The sequence below is a fragment of the Streptosporangium sp. NPDC001559 genome (genome assembly GCF_042893955.1).
Taxonomy (GTDB): Bacteria; Actinomycetota; Actinomycetes; order Streptosporangiales; family Streptosporangiaceae; genus Streptosporangium.
The window spans coordinates 517,141-539,866 of record NZ_JBIAVG010000001.1; the positions used below are offsets into that span (position 1 = coordinate 517,141).

A 22,726-nucleotide genomic window follows, 5' to 3' on the forward strand; every position below is an offset into this window, starting at 1 on the left:
TCAGCCCTCCAGTTCGAGGAGCGGCAGTTCGGCGCGGGTCGGCAGGCCCTGCCAGTCGCTGGGGCTCGACGCGGCGAAGGCGGCGAGCTGGGCGCCCCTGCGCAGCCTGTCCGTCGGGTGCAGCCGGTCGAGCAGCGCGCTGAGATAGCCCGCGACGAAGGCGTTCTCACACCCTCCGGGGTCGACCACGGGCGCCACGATGCCCGGGGCGTCGTGGCGGACGCCGTCCACCCGCACGCTCGCCCCCCTGGTCCCCCTGAGCACCACGACCTGCCTGCCACCGCCGAGGGCGGGTTTGACCAGGTCGAGTTCGCTCTGCCGTACGAACAGCAGGTCGGCCGAGCTTGCCAGGGCGCCGAGGACCTCCTCCGCCTCCCGCAGGTCGGGCCAGAGCCGGTCGTGGTAGTCCACGGCCACCGAGACGACGACCCCCGCCGTCTGCGCCGCCCGTACCGCGGCGTGCATGGCGTCGCGCGCGCTCAGCGCGGCGGTGACCCCGCTGACGTGCAGGATGCGCACGGCCGCGACGCGGTCTACGGGAACGTTCCCCTGGGCGAGCCGGGCGCCTCCCCGATAGTGGGTGACCTTGGCCGCCTGCCCCGGTCTGGTCTCCCGCAGGATCATCCCGGTCGCCGAGCCGTCCTCGGTCCTGGCGTCGGAGACGTCCACTCCCTCGCCGCGCAGCGCGGTGAGCACCCGCTGGCCCAGCTCGTCGGCACCCACCTTGCCCAGCCACGCGACCTTGTGGCCGAGCCTGGCCAGGCCGACCGCGACGGTGAACTCCGATCCCGTGACGTCCAGCCTGACCTCGTTCTCGTGACGGATCCGGCTGCTGCTGACGATGGCGAAGGCCTCGCCGAGGGTGTAGACGTCCACGCCGGAACCTTTCGCGGCGCCGTACGACGCCGATGGAGCCATGTTCGGATTCCGAACTCTAGCGATTCTCCCCGTCCCGCTCTCCCCGGGGAGCACAACAGCAACCGGCCGGTGATCTCCGCGTGTTCCGAGGTTCTCCCGGGGCTCTGGGAGCCTTCGGCCGGAAGGCCTTCGTGGGCCCTCGAAGTCCCTCACAGGCCCCGGCTTCACGGGTCCTCGGGAGGTCTTCGCGGCCTCTCGAGGACCTTCGCCGGTCTTCAGAGGTCTGAGGACCTGTTAGGGTTCTCGCATCGAGGAGAGTCCACGGGAGGTGGGAGATGGCCGAGTCGCCCGGCCTGCGGCACGGACCCGTCGTGCCGCAACTGGAGAGCCTGCTGCGCGAGCTGCTCAGGGAGCAGCGTTGGAAGGCCGGTGAACGGCTGCCCAGCGAGGTCCGGCTCGCCGAGGAGCTCGGCGTCGGCCGTTCCTCGGTGCGTGAGGCCATCCGCCTGCTGGCCCGTGACGGCCTGGTCGACGTACGGCACGGCTCGGGCACGTTCGTCACCGACCTGTCCGCGGTCCCCCACGAGGGGCCGGACGTGCGCCAGCTCCTGCGCCGGGCCCGGCTGCTCGAGGCCTACGAGGTGCGCAGGGCCCTTGAGGTCGAGGCCGCCAGGCTCACCGCGCGGCGCATCCGCCCCGAGGACGTCGAGCGGCTGAGGGCGAGTCTGCGCGAGCGCCAGGAGCGGGTCGGCGGTGACCCGGCCGCCTTCGTCGACGCCGACCTCGACTTCCACCACGCGATCGTGGAGCTGTCCGGCAACGCCGTGCTCGTCGGCCTGTTCGACGTGGTGCGACCCGTGCTGCGCGCGGCGCTGATCGAGATGGTCACCCACGAGGCCGCCCTGCCCGACGTCTCGTGCGCCCACGCCGACGTGCTCGAGGCGCTGGCGCGCGGCGACGCCGAGGCCGCGGTGGCCGCCACGGCCGACAACCTGGAGGGCACCATGGCGTTCATCAGGGCGGAGATGGCCGACCGATGATCGTCTCCCAGCCCTCGGAAACCGGGCCCGTCCTGCACGCGCGGGAGGTCGACGTCGTGCGCGACGGCAACCACCTGCTGCGGCAGATCTCCCTGACCGTGCACAGGGGTGAGCACTGGGCCCTGCTCGGCGCCAACGGCGCGGGCAAGAGCACGCTGCTCAACCTGCTGGGCGCGGTCACCCACCCCACCCGCGGCGTCGTCGAGGTGCTCGGGCGCAGGCTGGGCCGGGTCGACATGCGGGAGCTGCGCTCCTACCTGGGCCACGTCGACCCGCGCCATGCCCCCGACTCCCCGCTGCGGGTCAGAGAGGTCGTCCTGACCGGCTTGACGAACACCATCGCGCTCGTGCCCCGCTGGGCGCCCACCGCCGAGGAGACCCGGCGCGCCGACCGTCTGATCGAGCTGCTGGGCATGGGCGCCAGAGGCGAGGCGCGCTGGCCCACGCTGTCGCAGGGCGAGCGGGGCCGGGCCCTGATCGCCAGGGCGCTGATGCCCCGGCCACGGCTGTTGCTGTTCGACGAGCCCGCGACGGGCCTGGACCTGGCCGCCCGCGAGCAGCTCCTCGGCAGCATCGACCTGCTCCGGCACGAGCATCCCTCGCTGGCCACGGTCCTGGTCACCCACCACCTGGAGGAGCTTCCCGCGAGCACCACTCACGCGATGCTGCTCAGGAAGGGCCACTGCCTGGCCTCCGGCCCGGTCGACGACGTCCTGACCACCGACCTGATCAGCGCGTGCTTCGACCACCCGGTGCGGATCACCCGCAGCGAGGGCCGCTGGAGCGCCAAGGCCGCCACCCTGCTGGCGACCCCCTGACCTTCCTCCCCGGGGTTCCGGAGCCTTCCGGAGCCCCAGGGAGGACCGACATCCTATGTTGTCTGAGGTCTGAGGACAGTCCTCGGACCTCCACGAGAAGGACGCACGAGAGAGTGAAGAACAGCAGGGCCCTGGGGCTGCTCACGGTCACCCACGGGGTCAACGACATGTACCAGGGCGCCGTCCCCGCCCTGCTCCCCTTCCTGGTGGCCGAACGCGGTTACAGCTACGCGCTGGCCACAGGGATCATCGTGGCCGCGACGGGGCTGTCCAGCGTCCTGCAGCCGTTGTTCGGTGTGGCCGTCGACCGCCGCCAGATGAGCTGGCTGGTCGCCGTGGGCATGATCGCGGCCGGTGTCGGGGTCGGCCTGTCCGGCCTGGTCGACGACTACGCGTGGACATGGCTCGCCATCGCGGTCTCCGGCCTGGGCGTCGCCGCCTACCACCCCGCGGCGGCCAAGGCCGCACGGATCGCCGGCGGCGGCTCCGCGCGTTCGATGGGCGTCTTCTCCGTCGGCGGCAACGTGGGAGGCGCGCTCGCCCCGCTGTTCGTCGCCCTTGTCCTCAACGCCGCAGGCACCCGGGGCACCTGGCTGCTGGCCGTGCCCGCCGTGGTGGCCGGAGTCGGCTACCTCCTGGCCCGGCGTGCCTCCGGCCCCGTCCCGGCAGCCGCCACCGCCCCGGAGGGCGCGGACGGGGCCGCGGGGCGCGACGACTGGCGGGCGTTCGCCCGGTTGTCGGCCCTGGCGGTCTTCTGGTCGGTCCCCTATGTCGTCATGGGCTCCTTCGCCGCCCTGAACGTCATCGGCCGCTTCCACGTCTCGACCGCCACCGGGACCGCCACACTCACCGTGTTCACCGCGGGCGGCGTGGTCGGCACCCTCGCGGGCGGATGGCTCGCCGAACGACGGGGACGGCTGAGCACGATCCGCCTCGGTTATCTGACGGCCGCGCTCGCGGTGGCGGGCGTCGTGTTCTCGCCTGGCCTGGCGGGGGTGCTGTGCTGTACGGCGCTGTTCGGCACCGCCCTGTTCGTGCCCTTCGCCGCCCAGGTCACCCTGGCTCAGGACTACCTTCCCAACCGGGTGGGAACGGCCAGCGGGCTCACCCTGGGGCTGACCCTGTCGGTCGGCGGCCTGCTCTCCCCCGCCTTCGGCGCCCTGGCCGACACCTGGGGGGTGCGCACCGTGCTGGTCTGTCTCGTCGCGGTCCTGGCCGTGGCCGTCCTGATCGCGCTGCGGCTTCCCGAGCCCTCCGGTCCCCTCTCCTCTTCCCGGTCCGGCCCGGAGCCCGCGGACGCCGCCGCGTGAACCCCGGCGAGACCGCGAAGTGTGCGGAGCCCCCGGGCCGGACGACCACCGGCGCCGCCCTCGTACGGCTTCGGCGGACCTTGCGGCCCGGGGGCTCTTCCCCGCCCTTGGGTGCCGCACCCCTTCCCGCTTCTCACCACTTATCACCACATAAGGGGAATTTGTCCCTTCTTTCCAGGTCATGCGGGGTCACGATGCCGGTGGGCGATGTCGAGCGCCCCCTGTTAAACGGCACAAAGCCGGGTACCGGCATGCTTGGGGCTCAACACACAGACATCAAGGGGAAATCGGATGACTTCGGTACCCATCATCAGGTTGAACAACGGCGTCGAAATCCCGCAGCTGGGGTTCGGGACCTACCAAATCAAACCTGGCGAGACGAAGGCGGCGGTGCTGTCCGCGCTCGAAGTCGGCTTCCGGCACATCGACACCGCCGAGATGTACGGCAACGAGGCACAGGTCGGCGAGGCGGTCAGGGCATCCGGTCTCGACCGGGGCGAGGTGTTCGTCACGAGCAAGCTGAACAACGGCTTCCACGCCCACGACGACGCCCTGAAGGCGTTCGACCGGACACTGGAGGAGCTGGGGTTCGACTACCTGGACCTGTTCCTCATCCACTGGCCGCTGCCCGCCGTCGGTGACTTCGTGGAGACCTGGAGGGCCCTGGAGGAGATCTACCGTTCGGAGCGCGTCCGGGCCATCGGCGTCTCCAACTTCCACGTGAACCACCTGCGCAGGGTCCTGGAGGAGACCGAGACCGTGCCCGCGGTCAACCAGATCGAGGCGCATCCGTACCTCACCCAGGACGACATCAGGGCGTTCGACGCCGAGCACGACATCGCCACCGAGGCGTGGTCGCCGATCGCGCAGGGCAAGGTGCTCACCGACCCGGTGATCGTACGGATCGCCGAACGGCACGGCAGGACACCCGCCCAGGTGACGCTGCGCTGGCACATCCAGCGGGGAGACATCGTCTTCCCCAAGTCGCTCAGGCGCGAGCGCATGCAGGAGAACTTCGACATCTTCGACTTCGAGCTCTCCGAGGAGGAGATGAACACGATCTCCGCCCTCAACCGCGACGAGCGGGTCGGCCCCAACCCGGACACCTTCAACTGGATTCCCTAGTCCCTCTCGCGGGCGAGTTCACAGCCCACGGACCACAGCGGTGGCGGCCGTCCGGTCGGACGGCCGCCACCGGCGTTTCACCTTCCGCCCGGCCCGGCCCGTTCCACCCGACGATTCCCTCGGGTCCCCCCGCCGCGGCCCGCCCATGGCACGAGACCCCCCTCGACCTCTTGGGACAAGGTTCCCGTCGATCCGGTCTCCCTTTACGACAAAGCAGCCCCTTCACGGCAAGGCAGCCGCTTTGCGACGAGGCCGCCGCCTCACCCGACGACACGCGCCCGATTGCCAAACGGAGGCAAGCTCCGTATCGTGGCGTACACAAAACGGAGGGATCCTCCGAATAATGGAGGACCCTCCCATACCCCGGAGGCAAACGATCGTGACCGTGGAAACGACACGTCTGAGACTGGGCCGGTTCGGCGTCTGGCTGGCCCCGCCCACCCTGCTGAGGACCCCCATAGGCGTGCAACGTGAGCAGTTCGCCCGCGTCGAACGGCTCGGCTACGGCTCGCTGTGGAGCGGCGAGCCCCCGGCGACCTCCCTCGGCGCCGGACGCGAGGTGTTCTCCCAGCACGCCGTGATGCTGGCCGCGACCGACCGGATCGTCGTCGGAACGGGGGTGGCGAACATCCGGATGCGCGAGCCCCTCGCCACACACGGCGCCGCCGCCACCCTCGCCGAGGCCTACCCCGGGCGGTTCGTCCTCGGGCTCGGCGGGCACGGCGGTGACCGCCCGCTGGGGGAGCTGCAGGCCTATCTGGAGGCGATGGCGACCGCGGCGACGACGCTGCTCCCGGAGATCGGCTATCCCCTCGTCCTGGCCGCCCTGGGGCCCCGGGCGCACCGGCTGGCCGCCGACCACGCCGACGGAGCGCACCCGTTCATGCAGCCGGTCGAGCACACCGCGATCGCGCGCGAGCGGCTGGGCCCCGGCAAACTGCTGATCCCCCACCAGGCGGTCGTCCTCGACACCGACCCGGTCTCCGCCAGGGCCCGGATGCGCGCCCTGACCCCCGCTCGGTTCCGTGACGTCGAGACCCCCTACACCGTCAACTTCAGGCGCCTGGGCTACGGGGACGACGACCTCGCGGGCGAGCGCAGCGACCGGCTCATCGACGCCATCCTGGGCTGGGGGGACGAGAAGGCCGTCGCCGCCAGGCTCGGCGCCCACCTGGAGGCGGGCGCCGACCACGTCCTCGTGCATCCCCTGGCGAACGACCTGGTCTCCGCCGTCGACCAGCTCGAACGCCTCGCCCCTTTCCTGGCGGCCCCTCGGGATCCGCGCACCTGAGACGTACGACCCCTCACCGAGACCGGTCTCGCCCGCGCGGCCACCGGCTCGAAGGACGAGAAGACGATCTCGGTCAGCCGCACGCCACCGCGCCCGGCTGACGTCTCAGACGATCGGGGGACGGCCCAGGCGGAGCATGCGCCAGGCGGTCTTCCAGCCCATCGGACGGCGCTCGCCCGCGGGCTCACGCACCCCCTCGGTGAAGCCGGTGAACCAGGCGCGCAGCGCCGGACGGGAACGTTCTCTGAGCAGGGTGAGAACGATCCAGTTGAGGAGGTAGAAAGCCGCCAGCGGCCAGGGGAGGTTGCGCCGGGCCAGCCAGACGCGGTTCCTGGCGTTGAGGCGGTAGAAGTCCGCGTGGCGGGTCGGCGGGACCTGCGGGTGGTACATGACCGTCTGGGCGTCGTACTCGATCCGGTAGCCCTCGCCGAGCAGCCGCCAGGCCAGGTCGGTCTCCTCGTGGGCGTAGAAGAAACGCTCGGGGAGACCGCCGACCTGGAGGAAGGCCGACCGGCGGATGGCACAGGCGCCACCGAGGAAGGTGGTGACCGGTGAGGACCGCTCGGGGTCGCCCGCGCGCAGGCGCGGGACGTGACGGCGCTGACCGACACCCCCCTCGGGGTCCATCACGCGGAAGGAGACGACCGCCAGGTCCGGCTCGGTCGAGAAGCGCTCACGAAGGTGGGAGATGACGTTGCTCTCGCCGTACCAGCCGTCGTCGTCCAGGAAGAGGACGACGTCGCCGGAGCACTCCTCGACGCCGCGGTTGCGGCCGGCCGGGATGCCGGTGTTGTGGCTGAGCCGGACGGTCCTGATCGAGGCCGACGATCCCGCGGGCACGGTGACCGGCAGCTCGGGCACGTCCGCGCCGTTGCCGACGATGACGATCTCGACATCGCCGTCGACCTGGTTGACGGCCGACTCGACGGCCCGGGCCAGCTCAGGGACCCGGTTGCCCATGGTGAGGATGACGCACGAGATCTTCAACGCGTCATCGCCTTGACGCGTCGAGAGCACGTACGGGGCATACTTTCATGATCACCGAGTCTGCTGGGTGGGGCGATTCTGGCTTCAGTACTACTTCCTGATTTACCGGGAAATAAGCGTATCGGAACCTCCGGCGAACACCCACCAAACAGTGAGACGTCCGCACCTACGACGCACCGAAACGCCATCCGGTTCCTCACGAAAGCCGCCTGGAGGCCAGAATGCTCACCAGGTGCAGAGCGGTCTGCAGCACGGCGACCACCACGCAGGCGACCATGAGCACCCGCGTCGCGGCCAGACCGCCGCTGAGGGCGTCCCACAGCGCCACGAGCACCACGATGAGGGACAACTCGACCGCCTGGACGAGCCGGTGGAACTTCAGCGCCGCCGCGGCCCTGCGGGCCATGCCCAGGCCCCGCGAGCTGAACTGCTCCGCCGAGCTCTCCGTCGCCGCGACCAGCCCGGAGCGGGCGCGCGCCACGTCGACCAGGTCGGTCTCGGCCTTGATCAGGATGGCGCCGAGCGCGGCGGCGAAGCCCAGCACGGTGTACCAGTCGGGCAGGACCTCCGAGGCCCTGAAGCCAAGACCGATGAGCAGGGCAGCCTCGGCGAAGTAGTGACCGACCCGGTCCAGGTAGACACCGGTGATCGAGGTACGGCCCGTCCACCGGGCCAGTTCCCCGTCGGAGCAGTCGAGCAGCAGGTAGAGCTGGATGAGCAGGGCGGCGCCCACCGCGGCCCAGAACCCCGGCACCGTGAGCACCACGCCCGCCAGCAGCCCGGAAAGGATCATCAGCCAGGTGGTCTGGTTGGGGGTGATCGGCGTCTTGGCGAGGAACCAGGTGACGTAGATCGACAGCTTGCGCATGTACAGCGAGCCCGCCCAGTGCTCGCCGCTGTTGCGGCCCATGGTCGACTGCGGCTGGGCGACCGCGCGGAACTCAGCGACCGACGGCCCGGACATAGTCCCCCACCCGCTCGCGAATCTCCGGCTCGGACAGGCGCAGGTGCTCCAGGATCGTGTAACGTCCCGGACGCGTCGAGGGCGCCAGCATGACGGCCTCGGTGAACTGCTCCTCGGTCAGTCCGGCGTCGCCGGGGGTGACCGGAAGCTCGTGCCCGCGCAGGCACTCGACGACCTGGGTCAGTCTCCGCGAGTCCTCGCGGAGGAAGAAGCAGAAGGCGGCACCGATTCCGGCGAGTTCGCCGTGGTTCGAGGTGCCGGGGAAAAGCTGATCCACGGCATGCAGGATCTCATGGTCTCCACCGCTCGAAGGACGGGATGACCCGGCGATGACCATCGCCATCCCCGACATGATGAGCGCCTCGGCCAGCACGGTGAGGAAGGCGTCGGACTCGATGGAGTCGTTCCTGCCGATCACCGCCTCGGCCGAGGTGCGGGCCATCGCACAGGCCAGACCGTCGATCGGCTCGCCCCGCTCGGTGTTGCCGAGCTGCCAGTCCTCGATCGCCGACAGGTTGCTCACCACGTCGCCGACCCCGGAACGGACCAGGGAGTCGGGCGCGTCGTGCACGAAGTCGAGGTCGACCACGATGGCCAGCGGCATGGGCACACCGAAGGAGCCCTTACCGCCGTCGTGGGTCAGCGACGCGACCGGCGAGCAGATGCCGTCGTGCGACAGGTTGGTCGCCACCGCGACCATGGGGATCCCGGCGAGCGACGCGGCGTATTTGGTCGCGTCGATCGTCTTGCCTCCGCCGATGCCGACCACCGCCTCGTAGGCGCCCTTGCGCAGGTCGGCGCCGAGCGAGACGGCGGCGTCAACGGAGCCGTTCGCCACCCGGAAGACCCGGGCCTCACCGAGTGAGGGGGCGATGACCGAGGCGATCCGGTCGCCCTGCCCCGCTCCGACGGCCACCGCGACCCGCCCCGAGGTCGCCACCCTGCTGTCGGCCAGCAGCGTGCCGAGCTGGGCGACCGCGCCCCGCCGTACCTCCATGGTCAGCGGGGCGGGCAGCATCCTGGCTAGTATCGGCACGCGATCTCCCGGGCCCTCGCGAGGTCGTCGTGGTTGTCCACCTCGACCCACGGGACATCCCCGATCGGGGCTACGGCGATCTTCTCGCCGCGGGTGACCATCTCCTGGTAGCCGTCCTCGTAGTACAGCTGCGGGTCACGCTCGAAGGTGGCCTTGAGGGCGTCGGCGAGCCGCTCGGCGGCACCGGGACGGATCAGCGTCGCGCCGATGTACTCACCGGCCGCGACGGCCGGGTCCATCAGCTTGGTGATCAGCTTGAGGTGACCGTCGTCGTCGAGGGTGACCTTCATCTCCTCGTCGGCGAGCTTCTTGACGTTGTCGACCGCCAGCAGGATGTCGCCGGTCACCGGCGCGGAAAGCAGCGTCTCCTCGACGGAGGCCGGGTGCACGGTGTCGCCGTTGACCAGGAGCACGCCCTGGTCGAAGTGGTCACGGGCGCACCACAGGGAGTAGGCGTTGTTCCACTCCTCGGCCTTGTCGTTGTGCACGAGGGTGAGCTTCACACCGTGCCGCCGCTCCAGCTCGGCCTTGCGCTCGTGTACGGCCTGCGCCTGGTATCCGACGACGACCACGACGTCACGGAGGTCGGCCGCGGCGAGATTCCGCAGCGAGATGTCCATGATCGTGGTATCACCGTCGACCGGCACGAGCGCCTTGGGCAGCGTGTCGGTGTACGGCCGCAGGCGTCGTCCGGCCCCGGCGGCCAGCACCATTCCCAGCAACGTGCACTCCTCATCCAAGTGAGCCCCTCGACGGGCACTCCTGGTCCCAAAGGTTAGTTGCCTTCAGGCCTTGATCGTGTAATCGGAGGTTTGCCGGGTGTTCTCAGTCACGCGTCTCCAGGCCGGCCGAGCCCGCCTTCGAGCGGGGTACGGCCAGCCAGCAGGTAACGCTCTCCCACCCGAACAGACCCCACAGATACAGCGCCAGCAGGGCGAACACCAGCGTGACCTGCCCGATCAACCCGCCGAGCGCGACCAGCAGCATCCGGCCGTCCCAGCCGAGCCCGAAGGTCGCCAGCCACTGCGGCGGATAGACGCGTTGCCGCAGACGATAGACAAGATCATAGTGGTGGAAGGCCATCGCGCCGAGCAGGGTGAAGATCAACCAGGGCGGCACGTCGTGGGCGAACCCGACCGAGGCCACGAAGCCGTACTCGGTCAGGCGCAGGATCGGCGGCACCAGCCAGTCGAGGCGGCCGTCGTGCGGGTGTGAGCTGCCGGGGCCCGCCAGCAGCAGCGCGACGGCGGGGGCCAGGACGGCCAGCCCGTCGGTGCCCGCGACTCCGACCAGCAGCAGCACCCCGGTCACGAACGTGCCGACCAGCACGGGCGGCAGCGGCGGCAACTGCCCGACGACCAGCGCGCCCATCCCCCGTGACAGCACCCCGTCGTCGCGGTAGGCGACCACGTTGCCGCGCGGCACCGGTGTCATGTGAACGGTGACCATGGCTCTCCTCTCCCTGCTCCTCTCACCGGCTCATCGACCTGGCGACCCGGCCGGAAAGCGTGTAGAGCATGGCGACACAGCCCCAGCCGAGCAGCGCGAGGAACGTCACCCGCGCGTCGAAGAGCGCCGCGGTCACCGCGATCAGCGCCATCCGCTCCCCGATCGGCAGCACGATGATCTTCTTCAACCAGCGGGTGAGGGAGTCCTGCTCCAGACGGTGCGAGAGCCGTACGACCGCGTTGCCCCGCCGGGCGGGCGGCTCCTGAGGTATCGGAGACGCCGGCGGCTCGGCGGGCGTCGCGACCGGTCCGTACGGCTCACGCCCCCGCCGCCGGGGCCCCTCGGCGGCCACGGCCACGTCGCTCCTGGCGGCCGGCGAACCCGCGGCCCCCGCCCAGGCGTGACCCGCCCGCTCGGCGTCCGCCCTGGCGCCCACATAGGAGAAGTCGACCGTGTGCCGCAGTGTCTGCAGGATCAGCACCCCCACGGTCAGCGGCCAGATGCCCTCTCCCTGGTAGCCGAGGGCGAGTCCCAGATAGACGACGTACTCCTTGACCCGGTCGAAGGTGGCGTCGAGCCAGGCGCCGAGAGGGGAGAACATCCGGGTGTAGCGGGCGAGCTGGCCGTCGACGCAGTCGAGCACGAACGACAGGTAGACCAGCACCGCCCCGGTCACCAGCGCGGGACGGGTGCCCGCGGAGAACCAGACGGCGGCCAGTACGGCCAGGCCGACCGAGACACCGGTGACCGCGTTCGGCCGCAGGCCCAGCGACGCCGCGGCCCTGACCACGTGTCCGGACCACGAGCTGACGAAGAAGGTGGCGAAGAAGCCGTCGTCGGTCTTGATCGCCGCGTCCAGCCGGGCCTCGGACTCGTCCACCTCGCCCAGCCGCCGCAGGGCGGCGTTCGCCTCCTCCTGCGTCGTCACCCGGTCGCAGCGCAGCCGGCCGAGCCCGACGGCCCGCACCGCGACACCGGAGCGCAGCAGGCCGGACAGCAGAAGCTCTCCCGCCTCCGCGCCGTCCATCGTGCCGAGGCCGCCGGCCTCCGCCAGGTCGGCCAGCGTCTCCGCGGTCGCCGCCAGGGTCCGCACGTCGTCGGCGCCCACCTGGAAGGCACCGTGGAAGGCGCCGTTGGGGCCCTCGACGTCGTGGAGGGAGGTCCCCGCCGAGGAGACCAGCCCCCTGTCGATCCTGACCGGCGGGGTTCCGTCCCCCCTGGTGACCAGGGCGCCGGTGTCGCGTCCCGGGCGTTCGAGCAGCAGCGCCAGCGCCTCGGTGTGGGCCACCAGGTTCCCGGCGAGCACCGCGACCGGTCCCGTGGCCGTACGGGCGACGCCCGCGACCCTGCGCAGGTCGTCCGCCAGGCCGCCGGACCCCTCCGAGCCGATCATGTACGCGCCGCCGGGCGCGCGGATGACGTCGCCTGAGCGGGTGACCACGTGCACGTCCCCGGTGGGCAGCCCGGAGAGCTGGACGGTCAGCCGGTCGAGCAGAGTGCCGCCCTGCCCGCGCAGCCCCGCGGCGTCCGTCGTGGCGAGCACGACGGTGGCCGTCCGGGCGGCGGGAACAGGTGCGGAGCCGTCGGATGGAGTGTCTGGAGGGAGACCCTCCGCGGGGAGGGAGGCATCGGGATCGGGCAAGAAGAGCTCCTTCGTATCCGACGGCTTCGCCGTACGAATCGGGGAGTGCGCACTCAGGGTAGCGAGATCTTGACCGCATAGCACGGGACCGCGGGCCGGGATCGGACGGTCAACCGTTACGCTCGCCGTATCCAGACCGTTGGAGGAGTCAGACCTTGACCGCTCTTGAACCACGCCCGTACACCGTCGGGGTCCTCCTGGCCGGCGGGGTCGGCAGGCGGGTCGGGCTCGACACCCCGAAACAGCTCGTCGAGATCGCGGGCAGGTCGATCATCGAGCACACGCTGACCGTGTTCCAGGACGCTCCGGAGATCGACGAGATCCTCGTGCTGATGACGCCCGGCTTCACCGAGGACGTGGAGCGCGTCGTCGCGGCGGGGGGTTTCACGAAGGTCAGCCGGGTTCTCGAAGGCGGCGCCAGCCGTACCGAGACCACCTGGCGGGCGCTGCGGGCCCTCGAAGGACGCGAGTGCGACGTGCTGCTGCACGACGCCGTACGGCCGCTGCTCGAACCGCGCGTCATCACCGAGTGCGTCGAGGCGCTGCGAACCCACCGGGCCGTCGAGGTCGCGATCCCCACCTCCGACACGATCGTGGTCGTCGGGCGGGGACCGGACGGGGAGGTCGTCCGCGAGGTCCCGGACCGGGCGGCGCTGCGGCGCGTGCAGACCCCGCAGTGCTTCCGCCTTCCGGTGATCCGCGAGGCCTACGAGCGGGCGTTCGCCGACCCCGGCTTCGCCGACCGGCCGCCGACCGACGACTGCGGCGTCGTGCTGCGCTACCTGCCCGACGTGCCGATCCACGTCGTGCCCGGCAGCGAGCGCAACCTGAAGGTCACCCATCCGGCCGACGTGTTCATCGCCGAGCGGCTGTTCCAGCTCGCCGCGGGGCGGGTGCCGGAGCAGCCGCCCGCCGCGTACGGCGCGGCGCTGAACGGCAGGACCGTGGTGATCTTCGGCGAGGGCGAGGGCGAAGGGGACGGGGTGGGCGCGGCGGTGGCCGAGCTGGCCGGACGGCACGGCGCCGCGGTGTTCTCCTTCCCCTGGACCCTGGTGAGGGATCCGCGCTCCGTCGAGGAGGCCCTGGCGCGCGCGGCCAAGGAGAGCGGCGGGGTCGACCACGTCGTCGGCGTGGTCGAGGCCCCGGCCGCCGGCGACCTGGGCAGGACCGGCGTCGCCGAGCTGACCGAGGCCCTCGGCGCCGCCCAGCTCGGTCCCGTGGTCGTCGCCGACGCCGCCCTGCCCCACCTGCGTGAACGGCGGGGCCATCTGCTGTTCCACTCCGCCGTGCCGTACCCCGGAGCGGGGTACGCCCTGCGGTCGGCCGCGCGGGCCTCGGTGGTCGCCCTGACCCGGGCGCTGGCCGGGGAGTGGGCGGCCGACGGTGTGCGCGTCAGCTGCCTGGCCCCCGAACCGGCGGGACCCCTGACGGCACCGGCGCCCGACCCGTCGCGTGCGGACGTCGCCCGCACGGTGGTCGACGTCCTCGTCTCCGGGGTGAGCCGCACGGCCCACTGAGGATCCGGAGGAGCCGCACGGCCCGCTGAGGCTCCGGGGCGGGCCGTACGGCCCGGCGCGACCTCAGCCCTTGGGGGGCTTGACCAGGCTGCGCGGGCTCGTCAGGAAGCCCCACCCCCACGACATGTGCATGGTCATGTAGACCAGCGGCAGTCTGAGCAGGGCGGAGGTCGGCAGTCCGCTTCCGGTGAGCGCGGACCCGGCGAGGATCGCCGCGAGGTAGCCACCGGGCAGCAGCAGGCCGGGCCAGAAGAACGGCGAGACGACCAGCCCCAGGAGGATGGCCAGCACCGCGGCGGGCGGCGCCAGGTAGCGCAGGTTGATCGTGCCCTCGTGGGTGCGGGCGACCACCCTGCGCCAGCGGCCGTAGTGGAAGTACTGCTTGGCCAGCGCCTTGACGCTCGGCCTCGGCCGGTAGGACACGCGCATCCTGGGCTGGAACCACACCAGGCCGCCCGTCTCGCGGATGCGGTGGTTCATCTCCCAGTCCTGCGCCCGCTGGAAGTGCTCGTCGTAGCCGCCGACGCGTTCGAGCGCCTCCCTGCGGAACACCCCGAGATAGACCGTGTCCGCGGGCCCGGCGGTTCCGCCGGTGTGGAACCTGGCCCCGCCGACGCCGATCTTGGAGGTCATGGCGCGGGCGACCGCCTGTTCGAAGGGCGTGACGCCCTCGGCCGCCATGACGCCGCCGACGTTGTCGGCCCCGGTCTCCTCAAGGGTCTCGACCGCGACCTTGAGGTAGTCCTCGGGCAGCATGGCGTGGCCGTCGACCCGGGCGACGATGGCGTTGCGCGAGGCGGCGATGGCGGCGTTGAGGGCGTTGGGCGTGCGGCCCGTCGGGTTGGGGACCACGACCACCCGGGGGTCCTCCGCGGCGATCGCGTCCGCGACCTCCTGGGTGCGGTCCTTCGAGGGCCCGATCGCGAGCACGACCTCGATCGGGCCGTCGTAACGCTGCGACAGGACCTGACGCACCGCCTCCCGCAGATGGCGCTCCTCGTTCAGCACCGGGATGACGATGGAGATGGGCGGCCAGACACGTGTCTCGGGAGACGACGCCGGCGCGGGCGAGTCGGGGAACTGCTTCATGGCGTCGCTCACGCTACTGTACGGACGGGTACCTCATCGACCCAGCAAGCCTAGGGGGCCACGCATGCGCGAGTCGGGAGAAGAGGACTCGGGGGTGCGGGTGGGCGGCGACGCCTACGGCAAGGTCCGAGTCACCCCCCGGCGTGAGCGCAAGCCCGCCCGGGGTGCCCGGTCGCGGCGGCGTGGTCTCGTCCTGGCCGGCGCGCTCTCCTGCCTGGTGCTCGGCGGTTCCGGGACGACCTGGGCGTTCACCAACTACGTGGGCAGCCAGATCAAGTCGGTCGACGCGGGGGTGCCCGGCTCGCAGGCCACCGGCGCGATGAACATCCTGGTCGTCGGCGTGGACAAGCGCGACAACCTCACCCGAAAGCAGCAGAACCAGCTCAAGCTCGGCCGGGAGAGCGGGCAGCGCACCGACACCATGATGGTCCTGCACCTGTCGGAGGACCACACCCGCGTCACCGTGGTGAGCCTGCCCCGTGACACCTGGACGACGATCCCCGGCCAGGGCATGCGCAAGATCAACGCGGCCTACCAGCTCGGCGGGCCCAAACTGGCCGTACGGACGGTGCAGAACGTCACCGGGCTGACCATCAACCACTACGTCGAGATCAACGTGCTGGGCTTCATCCAGGTCGTCGACTCCCTGGGCGGCGTGGACGTCTGCACCCCCGTGGCCATCGACGACCCAAAGACCGGGCTGCAGCTCCAGGCGGGCAACTACTCCCTCGACGGCGCCAAGGCCCTGTCCTACGCGCGGACCCGGGCCACCGCCCGCTCCGACCTGGACCGCATCGACCGTCAGCAGCAGGTCATCTCGGCCCTGCTGCAGCGGGCGCTGAGCGGCGGCACGCTGACCAATCCCGTCAGGCTCAGCGCGTTCGTCAACAGCACCCTCGGCACGCTCAGTGTCGACGACGCGCTCCGCAAGGACCTGCTCGGCCTGGCCGAACAGCTCAAGAACGTCTCGACCGACGACGTCTCCTTCGCGACGGTCCCGCTCGCCGACGTCGACTACAAGACGCCGACCGGTGAGTCGGCCGTGCTGTGGGACAAGGAGGCCGCGGCCGAGCTGTTCCGCAGGATCGCCGCGGACGACCCGCTCACCAAGCCCGCCAAGCCCACGAACAGCCCCTCGGGGACCCCCTCGGTAAAACCCTCGGTAAAACCTTCCGAGAAGCCGTCCGAGAAGCCGTCGGCGGCTCCGCTGACCGTGCCGCCGTCGCGGATCGCCGTCAAGGTGCTCAACGGGACCCTGATCAGGGGCCTGGGCGCGCGCACCAGGAACGACCTGCTCAAGGCCGGGTTCCGGGTGCCGCAGCCCGCCGGGGACACCCGCGAGCGCGACCACGACAAGACCCTCATCCGGTACGGCCCCGGCCGCGAGGACTCCGCGCGCACCCTGGCCGCCGCGCTGCCGGGGGCCGAGGTGCGCGCGGTCGACGACCTCGGCGACCGGATCGAGGTGGTCGTCGGCCAGAAGTACCCGGGAGCCAGGAAGGTCACCGTCACGGCCCCCTCGGCGACCCCGACCCCGACCCCGAGCCCCTCGGCGAGCACGCTTCCCGAGGCGAAGACAGCAACCGAGAACATCTGCAAGAAGTGAGTCCGGCGCCTCCCGGGGCAGGGACCCGGTGAGGAGGTGATGGCCATGACGGTTCTTGAGGTCCGCAGATGGCGCAGGGGTCCCTGCGTCGTGGTCCACGCCGCGGGGGAACTGGACATGTCGGTCGCGCCGCGTCTCGACACGGAGATCGGCCGTGCCCTCGGCATGGTCGAGCATCCCTGCCTGGTGCTCGATCTGACCGAGATCTCGTTCTGCGACTCGGTCGGCCTCGGTGTCCTGGTCGGCGCGCTCACCCGTGCCAGGGACGCCCAGGGCCGCCTCATCCTGGTCGTACGGCCCGGCATGGTCGCCCGTCTGCTGACCATGACCAATCTCGACAGGTACATCGAGACCCGGGGCAGCCTGCGGGAGGCTCTGTCCGTCGCCTGACCCCCGCGCGCCCGCACGGGGGTAACGATCAGGGCACGCGGTAACCCGGCCGAGGGCCCAGGCACGTCGCCTAGTCGTGGATTTGCTACGGCACGACGTCCAGGCCGCCACCGAACGGCGCATGGCCAGGATGATCATCTACGCCAGGGCGGGCACCACGGCGTTCCTGCTGGTCCCGCTGGTCTCGTGGGACCGGCTCGCCCTTCCCTGGGCGGCGGCCGGTGTGGCGCTCCTGGCCACCGTCGAAGCCGTGTGGTTCACGGCCAGGGCCTGGCACGGCACCCTGCACGACACGCCGCTCGTCTGGGCCGACGTCCTGGTGAGCCTGGTCGTGATGACGATCGGCTCGCGCGCCGCCCTCCCCCACGAACGCAACGTCGTCCTGACGGCCCTGCTGCCCTTCTGCCTGGCCACCTCGGCGGTACTGGGCTTCGGGTTCGGCTGGAGCCGCAGGGCCGTGACGGCGGTGGCCGTGCTGGCCGTGGCGTGGACCGCCTCCATCTACCCCAACCTCACCCAGAAACTGCTGTCCGACCTGCTGGGCTTCACGCTGTGGTTCCTGATCGCGGTGCTGATCGGCAGGGAGCTGCGTGACCTGGCGGGCCAGACGGTGCTGGCGCAGCGGCTCGCCGAGGAACGCCAGGAGCTCATCGCCGAGTACAAACGCCGCCAGGAGACGACACGCCAGCGTGAGTCGGCTCACCGGGCCATCCACGACGACCTGCTGCCGATCGTCGAACGGGTCGCGGGCAGCCCGTCTCTCGATCCGCCGACCGCCCGCGCCGCCCGCAGGGCCGCCCAGCGGGCCAGGCGGTTCATCACCGACGAGCACGCGACGGCGTTCGCCGACCTGATGGCCGAGGTGGCCGAGAGCGCCACCGACCTGGGCCTTGAGCTCACCCACGTGCTGCGCGTCCACCACGACCCTCCCCCCGAGGTCGGCGCGGCGCTCGCCTCGGCCGCCCGCGAGGCGCTGAACAACGTGGCCAGGCACGCGGGCAACCCGGACGGCGTGCACCTGTACGCCGAGGCGCACGACGACGGTGTGACCGTCGTCGTGCGCGACCGGGGCCGCGGCCTGCCCGAAGGTCCCGTACGGCGGGGCGGCGGGATGTCGCGCAGCTTCGCCGCCGTCGAACGGCACGGCGGGAGCTGGACGATCGAGCGCCCCCCTGGCGGCGGCGCCAAGGTCGTCCTGCGCTGGCCCGGGGACCGGGAGTGAGCCGGGCACGGGTCGGGATCGTCGACGACCACCCGATCGTGTCCTATCCGCTGGCCGACGCCCTGCGCCGCGCCGGCCACACGGTGCTCGAACCGGTGACCGCCGTGGAGTCCCTGCCTGAGGGCGGCCCGGGGGACGTCGCCGTCTGTGACCACTCGCTTCCCGAGGGCCGCTCGGGCGCGGAGGCGGTCGCCCACCTGACCTCCAGGGGCTGGCGGGTGCTGGCCACCTCCGGGGTCGCGGGCCGCGCCCAGGTGCTCGACGTGGTCGCCGCCGGGGCGTGGGGATACGTGGAGAAGCGCTTCACCACCCACGCGGAGTACGTCCAAGCCGTCGGCCTGGTCAGCGCCGGCCGTCACCACGTCTCCCCGCTGCTGGCCGCCCTCCTGCTCGACGACGCGGCGGCCCGCCCGCTGGGCGCGGGCGACCTGTCGGCCGGGCAGCGTACGGCGTTGCGCGCGCTGGCCGAGGGCGACGGCCGCGAGGAGGTCCTCGCCGCCTTGGGAAACGTCTCGGAAACCGTCCAGGGGACCGGTGAGGCCGGGCTTGAGGCGGCGCTCGCCGGGGCGTTCGCCCTGACGGCCCGCCGCCGCAGGATCAACCGCCTCTCCCCCCGTGAACTCGACGTGGTCGCCGTCGTCGGCTGCCGGGGCCTGGGCCTGAAGGAGACCGCCAGGGAGCTGGGGATCAGGCCGGGTACCGTCGCCGACCACCTGGAGGCGGCCAAACGGAAGTACCTGGCCTCCCATCCCGGGGAGAAGGACCTCTCCCCCCGTGCCGCGGCGCTGCGCTGGGCGATGGAGCTGCGCCTGTGCTGATCCTTCCGCCTCCCTCTCCCCGGTGGCATCCCCATGTTTGGGGATGGCGGCCCAAGGAGCGGCCATCCCAAAATCCCCTTGGGGTCCGCCCTTCCGTCAGGAGCACAACATGCGCACACGCGTCATCACGTCCACCCTCGCCGGTGCCGCACTGATCGCCGCGGCACTCCCCACGACCGCCCACGCGAGCACGGCCACCGGCCGGTCGAGCACGGCCGTCGGTTACAGCGTCGTCATCTCGGGCACCGTCAGCGGCAGGAGTTTCCGGCGTTCCGCCACGCTCGTCCTGCGCAGCACCGTCACCCGGGTCACCACGAACGGGACCAACCCGGTCGACGTCTGCCTGAAGTCGGGCTTCCCCGCCGGAGCCCCGCAGGTCGGCGCCATCTGGTACGGCAGCAACTCGGCCTGTTTCGGCGGTGCCGCGGCCCTCGACATGGCCTATGTCAGGACCAGCGGGAACACCGCGACCGTCTCCCCCGACAGCCGGATCAGCGCCTCGGGCTCGAACAACTTCACCGCGACCGGCACCCTCACCAGCTGCATCTACTTCCCGACGGAGGGTGGCGCCTCCTACACCTTCCGCAACGACGGCACCGTCTCCGGACGGATCTCGCTACGTGGCTTCGGGGGCTACCCCTGTGGCTACTCCACCTACACCGCGAACCTGTCCGGCCGCCGCTGAGGCCGGCGATCTTCCCCTCCCCGAGGGGAAGATCCGCCCGGGTCCGGGTAAACCGCCGCCACGTCTGCTCACCTGCCCGGCATCGTCGGGTTACTTGTTCCTCAACTCGTTGTCACAGGCCACAGTCAGCTTGGAATCGTAGGTCATCCCTCCGACCCGAGGAGACCCATGTTCCGACGACTCGGCCTCTTCGTCACGACCGCACTCGTGGCGGCGTTGACGGCCGTCCCCGCCGCCACCGCCGCCGTACGGCCGGTGAGCGTCGTCGCCCATCGCGGGGCGTCGGCGTACGCGCCGGAGAACACCGTCGCGGCCTTCGAACTGGCGCGTGAGCAGCGCGCCGACCTGTTCGAGCTCGACGTCCAGGAGAGCAGGGACCACGAACTCGTCGTGGTGCACGACACCACCCTGAACCGCACCACCGACGTCGAGCGGGTCTTCCCCGGCCGGTCGCCGTGGCGGGTCGGGGACTTCACGCTGGCGGAGATCCGCAGGCTGGACGCGGGCTCGTGGTTCGCCGCGAAGTACCGGGACGAGCGGGTGCCCACCCTGGGTGAGGCGCTACGCGCGATGGACGGCAGCGGCCTCGGCCTGTTGCTTGAGATCAAGGCGCCCAACCTGTATCCGGGCGTCGAGGAGCACGTCGCCGACGAGCTCCGCCGCAATCCGGCCTGGCTGGCCCCGGGACGGCTCGTCGTGCAGTCGTTCGACTGGGACTCGATGCGGACGTTCCACCGGATCATGCCCCAGGTCCCGATCGGCCTGCTCGGCACGCCCCCGGCCTCCCGGCTCGACGATCTGTCCAGGTTCGCCCGTCAGATCAATCCGACGTACGGCGATCTCACCCCCGGCTACGTCAGGAACGTCCACGACCACCGCATGGAGGTGTTCACCTGGACCGTCGACGACCGGGAGGCCATGCGCCGTGTGATCTCCCAGGGGGTCGACGGCGTCATCACCAACCGGCCCGACGTGCTGCGCGAGGTGGTCTCCCGCGCCCAGCGCCGGGCCGTACCCCAGCTCAGGCGGCGCGCGGCCGTACCCGGAGCGTCGCGAACAGCACGGCCAGCGTCGTGACGGAGGTCACACAGATCGCCAGCGTCATGGACAGCGCGCTCGCGCCCGCCAGGGAGACCAGCGGCGGCACCACGGCGCCGAGGAGGAACTGCAGCACGCCCAGCATCGCCGAGGCCGTCCCGGCCCGTTCGCCGTGCGGCGTCATGGCCAGCGCGTTGGCGTTCGGCGTGGACATGCCGACACTCGCGACCGCCAGGAACAGGCCGGGCAGCAGGCCGTAGAGGCCCCAGCCCGCCAGCACCCCGGCGAGGGCGGCCACCGCCCCGACCAGACCGACGACGATCCCCGAGCCCAGCATCCGGCGGGCGCCGTACCGGCCGACCAGGAGGCCGTTGACGTTGCCGCCGAGGACGATCCCGACGGAGTTGACCGCGAAGATCGCCGAGAAGGTCTGCGCGGTCACCCCGTAGCCCTCCTGCAGCACGAACGGGCTGAGCGTGATGTAGAGGAAGAGCGAGCAGCCCGCCAGCGCCAGCAGCATCGCGTAGCCGACGAAGACCCGGTCGCGCACGAGCACCGTGAACTGCCGTCCCGTCTCACGCAGCCCGCCGGTGTGCCGTGCCTGTTTCTCCAGCGTCTCCGGCAGGGTGAGTCCGGCCAGGAGCAGCAGCACGCCGATGACGGCGAGCGCGACGAACATGCCCCGCCAGTCGGTGAAGCGGGCGAGCTGGCCACCGGCGAGCGGGGCGACCACCGGCGCCAGGCCGCCGACCAGCATGAGGAGCGAGAACACCTTCGCCGCCTCGTCGCCGTCGAACAGGTCGCGGACCATCGCCCTGGCGATGACCAGCCCGGCCGCCCCGGCCAGTCCCTGCACCAGGCGGAAGCCGATCAGCGACCAGATCCCGGGGGCGAGCGCGCACAGCACCGACGCCACCGCGTACGTCGCGACCCCCAGCAGGAGCGGGCGGCGGCGGCCGATCCGGTCGCTGATCGGACCGGCCAGGAGCTGGCCGAGCGCCAGCCCGACCATGCACATCGACATGGTCATCTGGGCCAGGGCGTCGGTGGTCCGCAGTGCCCTGCCGAGTTCGGGCAGGACCGGCAGGTAGAGGTCCATCGACAGCGGGCCGAAGGCCGAGAGGGCGCCGAGCGTGACCAGCACCCGTACCCGCCGGAGTCCGGACAGCGCGGCGGGCCGTGCGGCGACCGTCATCGCGTCCGCCCGTCCTGGTGCCGTCCGTCCTGGCCGGGGGTGCCGACGTTCATGGATCTCCTTCTCGCGGGGGTTCCGGTCCGTGCGGGAGCCGGCGGGGCGCTCGGATCAGAACCAGTATCACGACGCCGATTTCCCCGATTCCCACCGGGTCCTGTCGTATACGACTTTTGCTGTGATGTCCTACATAGTGGGACCGTACGACACGATGTGGGAGAGGACGACTGTGGCACGGGAACTGAGACTGGACGAGGCACGCGTCATGGCCGAGGCCGCGCTGGCCCGCGCCGCCCAGGAGGGCCTGCGGGTCAGCGTCGCGGTGGTCGACGCCCTCGGCCGGGACGTCCTCGTCGTCCGCGGTGACGGCGCCACCTGGTTCACCCCCGAGGTCGCCCGCTGCAAGGCCCGTACGGCCGCCGCCTTCCGCCGCGACAGCGCCGACCTGACCGGGCTCAGGGAGAACTACCCCGACGTGTTCGACCTGGCGGGCGACCAGCTGCCCTTCCGCCCGACCACCCTGGCCGGCGGCCTCCTCCTCGAACACGGCGGCGATCCCGTCGGCGCCGTAGGCGTGAGCGGCGCCACCCCCGCCCAGGACGTCCTGTGCGCCGAGGCAGGCGTCATCGCCTTCTCCACCGGCTGACAC

Annotated in this window: 22 protein-coding genes; 13 read left to right on the plus strand and 9 right to left on the minus strand. The window is 71.5% G+C overall.

The features are described 5' to 3' along the window. Nucleotides 1-876, minus strand: a complete 876-nt coding sequence (locus tag ACFYY8_RS02295; RefSeq protein ID WP_390036296.1) for a sugar kinase — start codon at nt 874-876, stop codon at nt 1-3. A gap of 317 nt (nt 877-1,193) precedes the next feature. Here ACFYY8_RS02295 and ACFYY8_RS02300 point away from each other — a divergent pair, with 317 nt between their 5' ends. The 5 genes from ACFYY8_RS02300 to ACFYY8_RS02320 all read left to right on the plus strand — a co-directional run bounded on the left by ACFYY8_RS02300 (nt 1,194) and on the right by ACFYY8_RS02320 (nt 6,442). After that, the gene (locus ACFYY8_RS02300; RefSeq protein WP_390036298.1) at nt 1,194-1,898 is read left to right on the plus strand and encodes a FadR/GntR family transcriptional regulator; all 705 of its coding nucleotides are present in this window, start codon (nt 1,194-1,196) and stop codon (nt 1,896-1,898) included. Beyond that, nucleotides 1,895-2,716: an ABC transporter ATP-binding protein gene (locus ACFYY8_RS02305; protein ID WP_390036299.1), complete on the plus strand. Its 822-nt coding sequence runs from the start codon at nt 1,895-1,897 to the stop codon at nt 2,714-2,716. Before ACFYY8_RS02300 ends, ACFYY8_RS02305 begins: the two co-directional genes overlap by 4 nt. Before the next feature lie 113 nt (nt 2,717-2,829). Continuing rightward, nucleotides 2,830-4,026: an MFS transporter gene (locus tag ACFYY8_RS02310; protein ID WP_390036300.1), complete on the plus strand. Its 1,197-nt coding sequence runs from the start codon at nt 2,830-2,832 to the stop codon at nt 4,024-4,026. A gap of 291 nt (nt 4,027-4,317) precedes the next feature. Further along, nucleotides 4,318-5,151, plus strand: coding sequence for an aldo/keto reductase (locus ACFYY8_RS02315; protein WP_390036302.1), 834 nt, complete (start codon nt 4,318-4,320; stop codon nt 5,149-5,151). Nucleotides 5,152-5,536: 385 nt separating this feature from the next. Then, nucleotides 5,537-6,442: a TIGR03620 family F420-dependent LLM class oxidoreductase gene (locus ACFYY8_RS02320; protein ID WP_390036304.1), complete on the plus strand. Its 906-nt coding sequence runs from the start codon at nt 5,537-5,539 to the stop codon at nt 6,440-6,442. Between the two features lie 105 nt (nt 6,443-6,547). Here the strand turns inward: ACFYY8_RS02320 and ACFYY8_RS02325 are convergent, their stop codons facing one another. From ACFYY8_RS02325 to ACFYY8_RS02350, 6 genes are all read right to left on the minus strand, one after another. Beyond that, on the minus strand, nt 6,548-7,429 hold the full coding sequence (locus ACFYY8_RS02325; protein ID WP_390036923.1) for a glycosyltransferase family 2 protein: 882 nt from the start codon (nt 7,427-7,429) through the stop codon (nt 6,548-6,550). A gap of 196 nt (nt 7,430-7,625) precedes the next feature. Beyond that, nucleotides 7,626-8,393, minus strand: a complete 768-nt coding sequence (locus ACFYY8_RS02330) for a CDP-alcohol phosphatidyltransferase family protein (protein WP_390036306.1) — start codon at nt 8,391-8,393, stop codon at nt 7,626-7,628. Beyond that, nucleotides 8,371-9,411 (minus strand): iron-containing alcohol dehydrogenase family protein, encoded by a 1,041-nt coding sequence (locus tag ACFYY8_RS02335; RefSeq protein WP_390036925.1) that lies wholly within the window; start codon nt 9,409-9,411, stop codon nt 8,371-8,373. Before ACFYY8_RS02335 ends, ACFYY8_RS02330 begins: the two co-directional genes overlap by 23 nt. A gap of 5 nt (nt 9,412-9,416) precedes the next feature. Further along, complete coding sequence (locus ACFYY8_RS02340) at nt 9,417-10,151, minus strand: sugar phosphate nucleotidyltransferase (protein ID WP_390036927.1); 735 nt, start codon at nt 10,149-10,151, stop codon at nt 9,417-9,419. 103 nt (nt 10,152-10,254) lie between these two features. Continuing rightward, nucleotides 10,255-10,878, minus strand: a complete 624-nt coding sequence (locus ACFYY8_RS02345; RefSeq protein WP_390036308.1) for a DUF5941 domain-containing protein — start codon at nt 10,876-10,878, stop codon at nt 10,255-10,257. A 22-nt stretch (nt 10,879-10,900) separates the two neighbouring features. After that, complete coding sequence (locus ACFYY8_RS02350) at nt 10,901-12,520, minus strand: CDP-alcohol phosphatidyltransferase family protein (protein WP_390036310.1); 1,620 nt, start codon at nt 12,518-12,520, stop codon at nt 10,901-10,903. 155 nt (nt 12,521-12,675) lie between these two features. Here ACFYY8_RS02350 and ACFYY8_RS02355 point away from each other — a divergent pair, with 155 nt between their 5' ends. Further along, entirely contained in the window at nt 12,676-14,037 is a 1,362-nt protein-coding gene (locus ACFYY8_RS02355; RefSeq protein ID WP_390036312.1) for an SDR family oxidoreductase, read from the plus strand. Nucleotides 14,038-14,100: 63 nt separating this feature from the next. Here ACFYY8_RS02355 and ACFYY8_RS02360 read toward each other — a convergent pair whose 3' ends face one another. Continuing rightward, entirely contained in the window at nt 14,101-15,126 is a 1,026-nt protein-coding gene (locus ACFYY8_RS02360; protein ID WP_390036929.1) for an ExoA family glycosyltransferase, read from the minus strand. Between the two features lie 64 nt (nt 15,127-15,190). Here ACFYY8_RS02360 and ACFYY8_RS02365 point away from each other — a divergent pair, with 64 nt between their 5' ends. The 6 genes from ACFYY8_RS02365 to ACFYY8_RS02390 all read left to right on the plus strand — a co-directional run bounded on the left by ACFYY8_RS02365 (nt 15,191) and on the right by ACFYY8_RS02390 (nt 20,924). Beyond that, nucleotides 15,191-16,732, plus strand: a complete 1,542-nt coding sequence (locus ACFYY8_RS02365) for an LCP family protein (protein ID WP_390036314.1) — start codon at nt 15,191-15,193, stop codon at nt 16,730-16,732. A 45-nt stretch (nt 16,733-16,777) separates the two neighbouring features. Continuing rightward, nucleotides 16,778-17,122: an STAS domain-containing protein gene (locus ACFYY8_RS02370; protein WP_352009951.1), complete on the plus strand. Its 345-nt coding sequence runs from the start codon at nt 16,778-16,780 to the stop codon at nt 17,120-17,122. A 76-nt stretch (nt 17,123-17,198) separates the two neighbouring features. Beyond that, on the plus strand, nt 17,199-18,344 hold the full coding sequence (locus ACFYY8_RS02375) for an ATP-binding protein (protein WP_390036316.1): 1,146 nt from the start codon (nt 17,199-17,201) through the stop codon (nt 18,342-18,344). Further along, nucleotides 18,341-19,162: a response regulator gene (locus ACFYY8_RS02380; protein ID WP_390036318.1), complete on the plus strand. Its 822-nt coding sequence runs from the start codon at nt 18,341-18,343 to the stop codon at nt 19,160-19,162. Before ACFYY8_RS02375 ends, ACFYY8_RS02380 begins: the two co-directional genes overlap by 4 nt. 109 nt (nt 19,163-19,271) lie before the next feature. Continuing rightward, nucleotides 19,272-19,847: a hypothetical protein gene (locus ACFYY8_RS02385; RefSeq protein WP_390036320.1), complete on the plus strand. Its 576-nt coding sequence runs from the start codon at nt 19,272-19,274 to the stop codon at nt 19,845-19,847. A gap of 168 nt (nt 19,848-20,015) precedes the next feature. Further along, entirely contained in the window at nt 20,016-20,924 is a 909-nt protein-coding gene (locus tag ACFYY8_RS02390) for a glycerophosphodiester phosphodiesterase (protein WP_390036322.1), read from the plus strand. On the opposite strand, the gene ACFYY8_RS02395 is transcribed toward ACFYY8_RS02390, so the two are convergent. After that, nucleotides 20,869-22,080 carry a multidrug effflux MFS transporter gene (locus ACFYY8_RS02395; RefSeq protein WP_390036324.1) on the minus strand — a complete coding sequence of 404 codons (1,212 nt, stop codon included), beginning with the start codon at nt 22,078-22,080 and terminating at the stop codon, nt 20,869-20,871. The genes ACFYY8_RS02390 and ACFYY8_RS02395 overlap by 56 nt on opposite strands. A 226-nt stretch (nt 22,081-22,306) precedes the next feature. Here ACFYY8_RS02395 and ACFYY8_RS02400 point away from each other — a divergent pair, with 226 nt between their 5' ends. Next, the gene (locus ACFYY8_RS02400) at nt 22,307-22,723 is read left to right on the plus strand and encodes a heme-binding protein (RefSeq protein WP_390036326.1); all 417 of its coding nucleotides are present in this window, start codon (nt 22,307-22,309) and stop codon (nt 22,721-22,723) included. The last annotated feature ends 3 nt before the right edge of the window (nt 22,724-22,726 follow it).